The sequence below is a fragment of the Vibrio viridaestus genome, assembly GCF_003856525.1.
In the GTDB taxonomy this organism is placed as follows: domain Bacteria; phylum Pseudomonadota; class Gammaproteobacteria; order Enterobacterales; family Vibrionaceae; genus Vibrio; species Vibrio viridaestus.
The window spans coordinates 775940-790153 of sequence record NZ_RJVQ01000001.1 but is presented as its reverse complement, the minus strand read 5'-3'; the positions used below and the strand labels follow the sequence as shown (position 1 = coordinate 790153).

11 protein-coding genes are annotated in these 14214 nt (G+C 41.5%); 7 read left to right on the top strand and 4 right to left on the bottom strand.

What is annotated here, in order from left to right:
- Nucleotides 1-4 precede the first annotated feature (4 nt).
- Complete coding sequence (locus EES38_RS03510; RefSeq protein WP_124935772.1) at nt 5-811, top strand: PhzF family phenazine biosynthesis protein; 807 nt, start codon at nt 5-7, stop codon at nt 809-811.
- Here EES38_RS03510 and EES38_RS03505 read toward each other — a convergent pair.
- Nucleotides 800-1516 (bottom strand): NUDIX hydrolase, encoded by a 717-nt coding sequence (locus EES38_RS03505; protein WP_124935771.1) that lies wholly within the window; start codon nt 1514-1516, stop codon nt 800-802. The two genes, EES38_RS03510 and EES38_RS03505, sit on opposite strands and share 12 nt — an antisense overlap.
- 275 nt (nt 1517-1791) lie before the next feature.
- Here EES38_RS03505 and pncB point away from each other — a divergent pair, with 275 nt between their 5' ends.
- Together pncB and cscK are read left to right on the top strand one after the other, a co-directional pair.
- On the top strand, nt 1792-3099 hold the full coding sequence (gene pncB, locus EES38_RS03500; protein ID WP_124935770.1) for a nicotinate phosphoribosyltransferase: 1308 nt from the start codon (nt 1792-1794) through the stop codon (nt 3097-3099).
- Nucleotides 3100-3332: 233 nt separating this feature from the next.
- Nucleotides 3333-4256, top strand: coding sequence for a fructokinase (gene cscK, locus EES38_RS03495; RefSeq protein WP_124935769.1), 924 nt, complete (start codon nt 3333-3335; stop codon nt 4254-4256).
- Between the two features lie 48 nt (nt 4257-4304).
- Here the strand turns inward: cscK and EES38_RS03490 are convergent, their stop codons facing one another.
- Nucleotides 4305-5939 carry a glycoside hydrolase family 32 protein gene (locus EES38_RS03490; protein ID WP_124935768.1) on the bottom strand — a complete coding sequence of 545 codons (1635 nt, stop codon included), beginning with the start codon at nt 5937-5939 and terminating at the stop codon, nt 4305-4307.
- A gap of 127 nt (nt 5940-6066) precedes the next feature.
- Nucleotides 6067-7053 carry a LacI family DNA-binding transcriptional regulator gene (locus EES38_RS03485; protein ID WP_124935767.1) on the bottom strand — a complete coding sequence of 329 codons (987 nt, stop codon included), beginning with the start codon at nt 7051-7053 and terminating at the stop codon, nt 6067-6069.
- Between the two features lie 347 nt (nt 7054-7400).
- Between EES38_RS03485 and EES38_RS03480 the strand changes: the two genes are divergently transcribed.
- A complete protein-coding gene (locus tag EES38_RS03480; protein WP_124935766.1) occupies nt 7401-8774 on the top strand; it encodes a sucrose-specific PTS transporter subunit IIBC in 1374 nt (457 codons plus the stop codon).
- A 155-nt stretch (nt 8775-8929) separates the two neighbouring features.
- Entirely contained in the window at nt 8930-9352 is a 423-nt protein-coding gene (locus EES38_RS03475) for an Hsp20/alpha crystallin family protein (RefSeq protein ID WP_124935765.1), read from the top strand.
- Between the two features lie 36 nt (nt 9353-9388).
- Here the strand turns inward: EES38_RS03475 and EES38_RS03470 are convergent, their stop codons facing one another.
- Nucleotides 9389-11278 carry a methyl-accepting chemotaxis protein gene (locus EES38_RS03470; RefSeq protein ID WP_124935764.1) on the bottom strand — a complete coding sequence of 630 codons (1890 nt, stop codon included), beginning with the start codon at nt 11276-11278 and terminating at the stop codon, nt 9389-9391.
- A 417-nt stretch (nt 11279-11695) separates the two neighbouring features.
- Here EES38_RS03470 and EES38_RS03465 point away from each other — a divergent pair, with 417 nt between their 5' ends.
- Entirely contained in the window at nt 11696-12559 is an 864-nt protein-coding gene (locus tag EES38_RS03465) for an EamA family transporter (protein ID WP_124935763.1), read from the top strand.
- 153 nt (nt 12560-12712) lie between these two features.
- A complete protein-coding gene (locus EES38_RS03460) occupies nt 12713-14041 on the top strand; it encodes an anaerobic C4-dicarboxylate transporter (protein WP_124935762.1) in 1329 nt (442 codons plus the stop codon).
- The last annotated feature ends 173 nt before the right edge of the window (nt 14042-14214 follow it).

Genomic DNA, 14214 nt, shown 5'->3' with positions numbered 1-14214 from the left:
CTAAGTGACGTTAGACATATACATTGTGGATGCTTTTACCTCAGCTCCATTAAAAGGGAATCAAGCTGCTGTTATTGCTCTGGATGATTGGTTCACTCATGAAACCATGTTGGCGATTGCCCAAGAAAATAACTTATCTGAAACAGCCTTTATAAAAGAATTGGCTCCCAACCAATACGCTATCCGCTGGTTCTCCCCACTTACCGAAATTGATTTTTGTGGTCATGCAACTCTAGCGTCTTCATTCGTACTATTCGAGCAGTTTGGTTTAAAAGGAACAATCGAATTTGTAACTATGTCCGTCGGCTCACTTTTTATCTCTCAAGAACACGATGGAAAGATCCAAATGTCGTTTCCAAATCGTAAACCGCAATACGTCGACATACCACCAGCACTTAAAGACGGACTGTCTATTCAACCTGATAAGATATTGCGTAATGAACAGGCCTATTTTGCCGTTTATACTAAGCGAGAAGACGTTGTTTCAGTGACATACGATGAAGAAAAACTCAAATCCCTGTATCCCTATGATGTTGTTGTAACATCAACAGATACGGACTATGACTTTGTTTCTCGTTATTTTTGGCCAGCGAATGGTGGTAGAGAAGATCCGGTTACAGGATCTGTCCACGCAGGACTGGCACCTTATTGGGCGGAAATATTGGGTAAAGACCATTTGGAGGCATTTCAGGCATCTAAGCGCGGTGGAGAGCTCACATGTCTAGTAGAAAATGACAGAGTGTATGTAAGTGGCTACGGATGTTTATACTTGGAAGGTAAAATCCATCTCCCAACGGAGCTAGCCTCTTAAACAGGTTTGAAAATAGGATACATCGCTGCAGGCTAAGCGATAGACTGTAGCGGGTTTTCCTCCCTTACCTCTGCTCGATGCTGCGATTTTATTAGCACTAACAATAACGCCAGAATCAATAAGGCGTCGTTTGATCGTCATCCGATTCACTTCAACCCCGAATTTCTCATAAGCTTCGATAATATCGGATACCAGAAACTCTTTATCGAGGAAAAACAAAACCACCGAAGTATACTCAACCGCGGCGCGTAATTTACTCCATGCATGCTGGACCTGGGCGACGTGGTCAAATGCTAATTCAACTTTCTCATCTAAAATGTTTTGTAAGTGTACCCACTTCTGTCGATCGGTATCCATACCAGCGTTTTCAATCTGATCGACGTTTTCGGAATTGAGTAGTGCATAATGAGAAATACTCACACTCCAACCATCAGGGTCGCGTTTAGGATTACCATCCACTAGCGGATCACTAATGAAGTTCGGATAGGTATGAATTTTCTGGCGACAAATTCTTTTTCTCGCTGATTCAAAGTCGATATCGGCGGGTTCTCCACCTTGCGCAGTCAGATCTTCATCAAATACAATCCCTCCTGGAATCGCCCACTTGCCGCAATCTGGCCGTTGAGGGTTCCGTCGTTTGATTAATAATGTTTCCACGCCTGAGCACGTAAGACGCAAACACATCATATCGATCGTGACTATCATAACTAGTATTATCTCCTTAAAAGATGCTCAGTATTCTAAATAAACTCATTTCATCACGTCAAGAATTAGTAACAGTTAGTTATTAACTAAAAATGTTGTTCCTCCATAATTTCCTTTCTAAACTGAAGTAAATTTTCAAATATCCAAGTCAAAAAACCGTTTTATATGTCATTTCTCTCAACATTGATTTGACAAAATTGCACAGCTCAATTATGTTTTTATCCAAGTTAGGAACATATTGTTATTAATTGGTCATAAGCCAAAAGGTACACGCTATGACATCGTCGTTATATTCAGACGTAATTGTAAAAAGCATGCTTGATCTTGATGCCTACAAAATCAACATGATGCAAGCGATACACAGTCTTTATCCGGATACTTTGGTCAGATATGAACTGATCGTTAGATCTGATGAAGATATTAGTGATCTACTGCCGGACATAAGCAGTGAAATCAATAAATTAGAATTTCTTAAATTTTCAGAAGACGATATTCAGTACTTACGCTCTAGTTCACCGCACTTAACGAACGCGTTTCTACACTCGCTCAGGTACTTTCGATTTTCGCCAAAGCAACAAGTCGAAATAGGGATTATAGAGCAAGATAATAAACGCCAACTGCGTATCGGCATAGAAGGTGCGTGGAAAGATACCATCTTGTACGAGACGATTATTATGTCGATTGTATCAGAAGTAAGAAATCGTCTTCGCTGGCCAGAAGTGAATCTCGATAATATCGTGAATGTGCTGGATAAGAAGATAAATCAGCTTAAGGCGACTTTAAAAGAACGTGACATTACCAATTTTCGTCTTACAGAGATGGGAACGAGAAGACGTTTTTCTGTAGCAGCTCAAGAGGCTGTTATTGGCTATCTAAACTCACAAATTCCTGAATTGATGGTTGGTACGAGTAATACTCACTTTGCACGCCAATTTAATATGACTCCGATTGGCACTATTGCGCATGAATGGTTTATGGGACATCAAGCATTAGTCAACCCTAGAGACTCACAAAAAGTCGCTTTGGAACAATGGCTTAAGGCATTTGGTGGTCAACTATCGATAGCACCAACAGATACCCTGACAATCGATGCTTTTCTACAAGATTTTAATATGCATCTTGCTAAAGCATATGATGGTGTTAGACATGATTCGGGTTGCCCTTTTACCTGGGGTGATAAACTCATCAATCACTATAAACAACTTGGTATCAATCCCCTGTCGAAGGTATTTGTTTTTTCAGATAGCCTGAATTTCGAGCAATCGTTGAAGATATGCGAATATTTTAAAGGCAGAGCGAATATATCCTTTGGTATCGGTACCTTCTTAACCAATGATCTCGGTGATTGGGAAAATGAAAAAGGAACACAATACCGACCGCTATCTATGGTGATCAAGCTGACGGAATGTAATGGAAGACCGGTAGCCAAAATAAGTGATGAGCCTTCGAAAGCAATGTGTGAAGATGCAATTTATCTTGCCAACTTAAAACGCCAGTTTGGTATTGAACTTGATATTGACCAATTCATCAATCAATTAAGTACCATGAAAAAAACCAAGCGTGTTTACATTGCCGCAGCTTAAATCCCTCGCAGATATTCCATACGGAATATCTGCTTAAAAACCACACACATTCTCACTCTCTTCGTTAAAATTGCATAAATACTAAGACATAAAGTACTAATAATTCTATTTACAAATCAATTATTAGATAAATACTATATAAATTTACATTTCCCTCTACTTATCCCCTTTATATATCGAGATATTAGCCATTTAAAGTTATAATTATCTTCGCAAATCAGAGGAGATAGAGTATGAATAAAGTATGGTTAACGGGGGATGCAGTCGTTGATCTCATCCCAGATGGGGAAAGTAGTTATTTAAAATGCCCGGGTGGTGCTCCAGCAAATGTTGCTGTCGCTATTTCTCGCCTGAATGGCGCAGCTCATTTCATGGGTAAAGCGGGTAATGATCCATTGGGCAGATTTCTAAAAGCAACACTCTGCGATGAAAAAGTCAACGTCGATTACTTCGTGTTAGATAACGATCAACGAACATCTACTGTAGTTGTCGATTTAGATGATGAAGGTGAAAGAAGTTTCACATTTATGGTTAAACCCAGCGCAGATCAGTTTTTTAATTTTGATAATATCGCTCCTCTTCAAGAGGGGGAGTGGCTACATTGTTGCTCAATTGCACTAGCCAATAACCCAAGCAGAAATGCTACTTTTTCTGCTATGAGAGAGATTCGTAAAAATGGTGGTTTCGTCAGTTTCGACCCCAATTTAAGAGAAGAAGTCTGGACCAATCCAGCCGAACTTACTCATGTTGTCATGGATGCCGTTAAACTTGCGGATGTTGTTAAGTTTTCAGAAGAAGAACTTACACTATTAACCTCAACAGCAACGATTGAAGAAGGTATCGAGAAGTTACAAACACTCAATATTCCACTAATTTTAGTTACCCTTGGAGCCGAAGGTACTTTGGTCACGTTTAATGGCGAATCGTTTACCGTGGCTGCAAAAAAGGTATCTCCTATTGATACAACAGGAGCTGGCGATGCATTTGTTGGTGGTGTACTTGCAAGATTGTCTCAAGATAACGACTGGAAAAATGACAGTACGATTCGAGAAGCCGTTCTTTGGGGTAATACTTGCGGCGGTTTGGCAACAACAAAGAAAGGCGCGATGACGGCGCTTCCTTCTAGATCTGAGTTAATTGAACTACTAAAAGATTAAGAAGTAATGCAAGGTGAAGATATCACTTCACCTTGCTAGACGGACGTATTACTGATTTGCAAATGGAAGCTGACTATCAGAAAGATAGTAGCCCGATACATCTATCACCTGGTTGTCCAGGATGAGCCGTGTGGCAGTTGCTGGAGTGAAAACTCGGCCTGTCATCACGGCTTCACCATCGTTAATAAAAATCTCTAAAGAAGAGTTATCCGCCAAAATACGTAATTCAACCCAATCACCGGCAGCGGGTGCTTCACGCGTAGTATCACTCTCTCTCAATTCTGTATTAGCACGTTCCCATACTAGGCGGTGTTCATCAGGCTCATAACGCAACGTTGTGTGGAACGTATCGTCTGCAAAGAGCTGAATTTCACCACCAGCTTTAAGCTTTAACGAGAGGTCAAACTGCTTTGTTTTTAGTTCATGAGTTCCAGCAATACACGGAAAATCAATTTTCTCACCACGTAGACGTTCTAACTCTACACACGGTTGTTGTTTCAATATCCCATTTTCCATGCAAAGAACACGCGGTAACGAAAACTGATGAATCCATCCATCATCACAGCTTGGCTGATTTACTTCATCGGGTAATCCCATCCAACCAATCATTACTCTGCGACTATCCGATGTTTCGGTACTCTGAAATGCATAGAAATCGAAACCATAATCCAAAGTCACAGGCTGACCGATAGTGATGCCACCTTTATTGGTAAATTCTATAGGCGCAATTCGATTCTGATGAGGTAACGTATTATAAGAACTATCTGGCTCGATCCCTTGAGGAGAAAAGGCCAAGTAATACTGTCCATCGAGTTTGAAAACATCAGGACATTCCCACATGTAACCATAATCACCGAGTTCTTGACCGAATAAGCCTTTGTAATCCCACTCTAGCAAGTCAGACGATGTATAAATGGCTAAACGCCCTTTGAGGTCAGTGGTTTGTGCACCAAGGAACATCCACCATTTATCCTCATGGAAAATTACTTTTGGATCTCGAATATGCTCTGTCACGCCAAGTGGAATTTGGGGAATCAGCGGACCTAATTTATCGTAATGTTTACCATCTTTGGTTATTGCAGCACACTGGGTTGTTTGACGAATGCGGTCATCCCCAATACGTGTATTACCCGTATAAAAAACCATGATTCCGTCTTCACGAGAAACTGCATGACCAGAATAGACACCATGACTGTCGAACCAGTCTGACGGCGTCAAAGCAATAGACTCCCTATTCCAGTTAATTAGGTCATCACTCGACATCTGCACCCAGTACTTGTCCTTGTGAATGCACTCAAACGGGTACCATTGAAAACACAAATAATATTTTCCCTGATGGAAAATAAAACCATTCGGATCGTTTAAAAGCCCTTGTGGCGGTGAAACGTGCCAACCCGGGCGATATGCTGATGCCTTCTGTTTAAAACAAAGAGATGCTTTTTCTCTTAAATTCGTATCGATTTCCTTACCGAGATTCAGTAGGTCAACAGGAGTTGGCTCAACCGAGCCAGATGAAACCAAATGAGTTTCATCCAAAACTTTCTCAAGTGTTACTCCCAATGGAAGGTCGTTACTTACCAGAGTCACGTCGTTAATGCATAATGCGACTTGATTGTGGGGAAGGAGCACACGCAGAACGTTTTTGACACCTCCGGCAAGACGAATAAATTCATGAAAAAGCATCTACTTTTAATCCTAGCTAATTTTTTGGGAACGTTTGCAAAACTAATCAAATTTAAGCAGAACCGCAAGAGTAATTCACAATTGAACTATGTTAGACAAAAAGAATGTGAGCCAATGCACACTATGATCAGCATGTTTGTCTATCGATATTCTTAAATGTCAGAACTAATTTGCTCATCTCATGTCCTCTACCTTCGATACGTTCGAGTAACATTGATGCAGCATTTTCTCCCGCTTTTTCAAAGGCATAAGAGAACGTTGATAACTGAGGGTGACTGATTAAAGATAATTCATCATTCCCCACACCAAGTAACTTTACGTCGACACCCACGTTAATATTCAGTTCTCGTAACGCATTGATAGCACCGACACCAAGTCGGTCCGTTGCACAAAATATCCCGTCAGTATCAGGATAATCCGCTAAGTATTGTTTGGTGAGTCGATACCCGGATTCAATCGAGAAATCACTGTGAGCGTGAAACTCTAAAGAAAGATTTTGCGAGGTAAGTGCACGTACTAAGCCTGATGAGCGCTGCTCATCAACAGCGATATCGTCTTGTTGCACACCAAGGAACCCTATTCGCTTGCAACCGGCTTTGATCAATCTTTGTCCCGCTTCAAAGCCAACTCTAAAATCGTCATGAATGACACTCGGGATATCAAATAGTGATCCGTCCTGACCCACTAAAACAACCGGGACACTGGAATGAGCGATAGCAGTGACTAACATCTGATCGAGGTGAGTGGCATAGAATATAATGCCTTCCACTCTTTTTTGATTAAAAATCTGAATATACTCAACTTCTTTATCATGATTTTGATGGCTGTTAGCCAATAAAACATGTTTTCCTGCTAACTCGAGTGCACGAGTCAGTCCATCAACCCCCTGCGCTGTTGCATGAGATGACATCCTGGGAACAACGACACCAACTAAATTAGTCCGTTGACTTTTCAGATCTTTTGCAACCTGGTTAACAACATAACCACATTGCTTAACTGCTTCTAATACCTTGATTTTAGTAGCTTCTTTAACACCATACTCATCATTAACAACTCGAGAGACGGTCGATTTTGAAACTCCCGCTAATTTTGCGACATCGTGCAAACTTGCCATTCACTTACCTTTGGATCATTAGCTTTCGGAATCGATACCGATTTATTACTTCACTAGCGTGATTCTAACGTTATTTTTGATTCACAACTTTGATAGTTAGGAGATCTAACTCACAAATTCTAGTCAATCATTTTGACCAATACTGATTTTTTAACAAGAATCCTTTTCTGCAAACGTTCCCAAAATATTTTGGAATCTAAATTAGGCCAAAATGAATACGTAAAAAAATGGAAATTGGGTTCGTTACGAAAATTCGCTTTGCAAGCTTATGAGCTGGTAATTCATTAAAAATTCAATAGTCGCGATCAGGACTATCACAAAAGATGGTAGTTTAGAGGTAAAGAAAGATGTCCGAAAAGAAAACGGCCCAACAAATACTGAAATTTATTGGAGGAGCAGAGAACGTCGCAAGTGCGGCACATTGTGCAACACGCTTACGTTTAGTGCTCCACGACACTGCAGCTGCAGATTCCAAAGCGATTGAAGAACTCGACCTAGTTAAAGGTGTATTCACCAACAGCGGCCAATACCAGGTCATTATCGGCACCGGTATTGTGAACCGAGTATTTGCTGAATTTATCAAAGAAGCAGGTATCAACGAAGCATCAACTGCCGACGTAGCAACAATCGGGGCGAAAAGTAACCCTTTACAATCCGTAGCCAGAACACTGTCTAACATCTTTGTTCCTATTATCCCCGCAATTGTAGCCAGCGGACTATGCATGGGTATTTTGGGTTATCTAAAAACCAACGGTGTCATCGATACGAATAACTTCTGGTATCACCTTCTTGATATGGTATCGAGCTCAGCCTTTATTATTTTGCCTATATTAATCGGTTTTGTTGGCGCTAAGGTCTTTGGTGGGACACCGATACTCGGGGCTACTTTGGGCGGAATACTAACGCACCCCGCCTTAATGAATGCATGGTCTATTGGACATGGCTACCCAACAACAGAAGTCTTCGGATTTGAAGTTGGCCTGGTTGGTTATCAGGGTACCGTATTCCCAATGCTTATTGCCGTATGGTTTATGTGTAAAGTTGAGAAAGCGACACGTAAAATTGTGCCTAATGCATTAGATATTATTCTAAGCCCATTTATCGTTCTGATTGTGACTGGATTTGTTTCAATCGTAGCTATCGGTCCATTTGGTCGTCTATTGGGTGATGGTATTTCTCATGGCTTAATGTACCTCTACACGTATGCTGGTCCACTAGCGGGTCTTGTGTTCGGTGGTACATATTCAATGATTGTCATTACCGGTATCCATCAAAGTTTCCATGCGATTGAGTTAGGCTTATTGGGCAACCCTGATATTGCAGTTAACTTCCTACTGCCAATTTGGTCAATGGCAAATATCGCTCAAGGCGGTGCGTGCATGGCGGTGATGTTTAAGAAAAAAGATAAAAAGGTCACAGCATTGGCACTTCCTTCGGCTGTATCCGCTATGCTGGGTATTACCGAGCCAGCAATATTCGGTGTGAACCTTCGCTATATGAAGCCATTTATCGGCGGTCTGATTGGTGGTGCAATCGGTGGTGCTTATGTTGTATGGACAAAAGTGGGCATGACGTCGGTAGGTTTAACGGGCATTCCGGGTCTGGCTATTGTTCGTAATGAATCAATTATGAACTATATCATTGGTTTAGCGATTGCCTTCGCTATTGGCTTCATCGCTTCTTACCTTCTTACTCCTAAAAATGCCAAACCTGCGGCATAGTAGAAAAAAAATATCGTTCAAAGGCCAATCAGTATGATTGGCCTTTTCTGTATTTTATTCTGAGAACCATCAACTTTTGCTCATAATCCCAAGGAAATTCTGCCCATACGACCTACACTAAAAATGCACGTTAGACAGTGAAAAAGGAGGATATTATGAGCTTAGTACCACGTGAATCATGGTCTGATCTTTACCGACTATTTGATCAAGCGCTCCCCTCAATTCGCACTGGCTTTGAACACGATTCCTTTTCTCCTCGTGTGGATGTCGTAGAGAAAGAAACCGCATTTCAAATCATTGCGGATCTACCTGGTGTGGCAAAAGAGGACATTTCGGTAAGTTGTAATAATGGGGTTCTGACAATAGAGGCGATTACAGCCAAAAGTGTCGAGCATAAAAAAGACGATAAGATTATTCATCAGGAAAGATTTCAGGGGAAAATGGTCCGTAGCTTTACCCTGAGTGACAATGTGGATCTCGGTGAGATTTACGCTGAGTTTCAAGACGGAGTTTTAGAAGTTATCGTCCCCAAACTAAAAAATCAGCCCAGCAAACCGACTCATATCGAGATAAACTAAACCAAAGGGCTCTAGATGAGCCCTTTGAAGTTAGTTTTACAGTTTAAAGCGAGATATTTCTTTTTCCAGACGACTGACTAAGTCCCTCAACTCATGCGCCTGTTCAACCCCTTGGATTGCCTCATTAGCTAACCCATCACTGAGTTCTCTGACTGACTCGGTATTACCGTTGATATCAGCCGTTACCAAAGATTGCTCTTCGGCGGCGGCGGCAATCTGAGTAGCCATATCACTAATCAGAGAAATCGCTTGGCTCATTTCCTGTAGACGAGCACTCGTCTCAGTAAAGTCACTCACGCTTGAATTTACGAGTCCATGACTTTCCGTCATTGTGCTCACAGCGCTTCCAGTCACTTTTTGCAGACCTTCAATCTTAGAATGAATCTCTTCTGTAGACTGGTGAGTTCTCTGTGAAAGAACACGAACCTCATCAGCAACAACCGCAAAGCCTCTACCCTGCTCACCAGCTCGAGCGGCTTCGATTGCGGCGTTGAGAGCCAAAAGGTTGGTTTGCTCAGCTATCGCCGTAATCGTAGATAGGATGGTCGAAATCTCATTGGTGTGAGACTCTAGATCTTTGATAATTTGAGCAGAGCTTTCCAGTTTAGACGCTAGCTGGTTAATGGAACCCATACTTTTCTGCATCTGTTCGTAACCTTGATTTCCCAGAGCCACAGACTGATTGGCGCTTTTAGCCGTATTTTCGGCGTTGTTTGCAATCTCAGCAGTAGCAGAAGCCATCTCAGTAACAGCAGTCGCCACCATAGTGATCTCATCCTGTTGCTGCCTCACTCTATCGCTACGTTGAGTAGCAGCATTTGCAGATTGATCGGCTTTACTGTTAATCGATGTTGTTACATCTTTAACTTTCGAAATCATTGTGTGCAAACTTCCGACGAACTCATTAAATTTCGCCGCTAGAATGCCTACCTCATCTTTACTTGATACGTCAATTCTCTGAGTTAAATCACCATCACCGTCCGCAATATCAGTTAACGCCTGGGTAATCTGGGTTAATCCTTTGAGCTGTTTCGATACAACGATTGACCCAAGGAATGCCATCACTGCCAAGATAACTAAAGCCAGAGATAGCTGCTTTATCAACATCGCGTTGATAGGTGCTTGCAGCGTCGCTTTGTCCAATACCATCACCAGCATCCAGTCGGTATGTGCTATGGCTTTTGCGACTAAAATCTTATCTTTGCCATCGATATAGGATTCAACAGGAGTCTTGTTTTTAGACGATGAAATAAGGTCATTAAGAGAAAGATTAGGATCCGCTTCACTAAGTGGTTTCAACACATAATCTTTGTTCGGGTGAGCGACGATACTGCCTTTTTCGTTCACTAAAAATGCGTAACCTTTCCCTGGAACCTGAATCGATAGAACGTCTTTAGTCAACTTATCCAAAGCAAGGTTTGAGCCGACGACACCCACAATTTTTCCGTCAACTTTGACTGGATCGGCGAGGGTTACAACTAAAACTTGCATTGTCGCACTCACATAGGGATCTGTTGTGACGGCTTTGCCTTCTTGCATTGCAAGCTTATACCATCCACGTACTCGAGGGTCGTATCCCGCTTTATTTAACGATGGATCCTGACGGAACATTTCACCTTGTTCATTACCATAATAACTCAGTCCAAAACCACCCGATTTCATCAACTGCCTTAAATGAGGAACCATATCGATGTCACGACTTTTCTCCAGCTCATCTTTTACCCCCTCGAGAGCAAGCTGCTTGTCGTGGAACCAGTCACTGATCCCAGAAACGTGAGCATCCAGTGAGTTCTCAGTCTCACTATAAATCGCTCTCCAGCTATCCTTTTCAAACGATTGGTAGCTGACCAGAACCAGTGTTAGCGCGGTAACAATGATAGCGACCACCATTGATAACACGACTTTAAATTTAAGTGTTAAGCGCATATTGCTATCCTATTTTCGTATCAAGAAAAATGTTGTAATTGTTTTTGTTAAATTTTTATTTTTATGGACGTAACCGAAGTAAGTATAGATAACCGGTTGTAAGACGTAAAAATTAATAACAGTTTTATCAGAAAGTTATATAGCAATATATATCGGCCCCAAAATTGATTGCTTTACTTCTAATTAGGTAGCTCTGTGTTTATCGGTAACGAAACTGTGATTGAAACCCTTTCCATTTTGGTATGAATACAGAGAAAAGTTATAAATTCAGCATATAATCTCCTCAAAATACACTTTCCAATCAAATAAAAAATGAAATAAATGTTTTAAAATCTATTTTCATCATCACGGGTCGTCAAGGATGTCACCGAGCTTTCGACCTTTTAACACAACATTTAGAACGTTTAGGTCACCGAAATGATAGGAATCATCGCAAGTCTTGTTGGCGCTTTTTTTCAGGCGCTCAATTACTTCGTAACTCAAATATCCCAGCGTGGACACCAATACAATTCGAAACAAATTATCATTGCGACTCACCTTGCGATGGGCATTATTTTGCTCATTCCACTGCTCGCTTTTGACTACTGGAAGTATTTTCAGATAGAAGACATTTGGCTATTAGTACAAGCGAACGTGCCTTATATTATCGGTCAACTCCTACTGATTGTCGCTATACGAGTCAGCGATACTTCTGTCGCCTCACCACTTCTTGTATTAAAAGTTCCTACACTAGCGATCGTGAGTCTCATATTGTTTGATAAGCACTTATCAATCCAGCAGTGGGCATCCATGGGTCTGATTGTTTATCTGGCATACAGCATGTCGACCATGTCTGGCAAACTGGACGTGAAACCAGCCTTACTGATTATCGGTGCCAGCATTTGTTATGGCTTTTCAGACTTGGGGATTACGGCATATACACTTCAACTTGAGGGCGTTTCTGGTTTAGAACGAACTATTGTGAGTGTTACCCTAAATTATCTGTTCTGTGCGGTGTGCTTACTTCCTTTTGTTCCTGTATTTAAGGTGCCTTTAAGTGGTGTTTACAATATGAAGTGGGCGGCTATTACATGGATAATAGCGGCAGTATTACTCGTGACAGGGTTTGCTATGAGTGGTGTTGTTGAAGCTAACGTCGCTCAATCCACTCGCGGAGTATGGGGTGTGTTTTTAAGTTATATGGCACTGAAACTCAGCGCCAACAGTGATAAGAAAATTTGGTATAAAAAGATAAAAATATCCTGCTTCTCAGTGGTTGCAGTAGCGTTATTTTATATCTAGTACCAACCATCTAATGTAGTGCACTAGATAGTTTGATCGATTCGACTATTTTGGTGCATTACTCAACGCAATTTCAGTAAATATGACCACACTAACTTTATTGATATAGTCAATGTGTCACCCTCGATTCAAACAATATGCGAGGGTAACAATATGTTATATCTTGAATTTATCTTCCTACTAATCATGCTCTATATGGGCTCCCGTTACGGGGGTATCGGACTAGGCGTGGTGTCAGGCATCGGCTTGGTTATCGAAGTCTTTATTTTCAGAATGCCGCCCACGTCACCACCGATTACGGTCATGCTTATTATTTTGGCAGTTGTCACCTGTGCTTCTGTACTAGAAGCTGCAGGAGGTCTGAAGTACATGCTCCAGGTGGCTGAGCGAATTTTAAGAAAAAATCCTAAGAATGTTACGTTGATTGCACCGTTTGTTACGTTCACCATGACGTTCATGCTCGGTACCGGACATGCGGTATACTCCATTATGCCTATCATTGGTGACGTAGCGTTAAAGAATGGTATTAGACCCGAAAGACCGATGGCAGCCTCTTCCGTTGCTTCACAGTTGGCGATCACAGCCTCTCCAATATCAGCAGCAGTTGTTTATTATCTTGCTCAATTATCCAATATCCAAGCGGATATCAATTTGGTATCGATTCTCCTAGTGACAATTCCTTCTACCCTATTTGGGACTCTACTGATGGCACTCTATAGCCTTCGGAGAGGGAAAGAGCTCGAGGATGATCCTGAGTATCAACGTCGGTTACAAGATCCCGTCTGGAAAGAAAAAATCTTATCTACCACGGCTACATCGCTTGATGAACAGCTCCCTTCTTCAGCCAAAAACGCCGTTCTTATTTTCCTTCTGGCATTGTTAACCATCGTTGTTGTCGCAATGTTACCCGAGATTCGAACTATTCCCGTGGGTGAAAAACCCATTGCGATGTCAGTCATTATTCAGATGATGATGCTGGCGTTTGGCGGCTTGATTCTGCTTGCCACAAAAACAGAGCCGAGAAAAGTTCCAGAAGGCGTTGTCTTCAAGTCAGGGATGGTCGCAGCTATTGCCATATTTGGTATCGCATGGATGTCCGATACCTATTTTAAATACGCCTTACCCGAGTTTCGTTCCGGCATAATTGGCATGGTGACCGAGTATCCATGGACCTTTGCTCTGGCCCTATTTATTGTTTCTGTCGTGGTAAATTCTCAGGCAGCAACCGCTCGAATGATGTTACCTGTAGGTTTAGGGTTGGGTTTAGATCCAGCACTTTTGATAGGAATTATGCCAGCAGTGTATGGTTATTTCTTTATACCAAATTACCCCTCAGACATCGCGACTGTAAACTTTGATACGTCAGGTACAACTAAAATTGGTAAGTGGTACTTTAACCATTCATTTATGTCAGTTGGCCTGATTGGTGTTATTGGTGCTTGCTGCATAGGTTATCTACTGGGCCAAATGTTTATCGCATAGAACTTCTTCACTTAACCAGGGTGTCATTCGACACCCTTTAATTCATTGTTTTATATTGATATTTTTTGTTTTATCAATATCGCGTAAAAATTTACATTGTAAATAAGGCGATTATTAAATTTTCTAACCAAAAGCTTACAGTCCTCTTACCGCATCTAATTGAATAATGACAT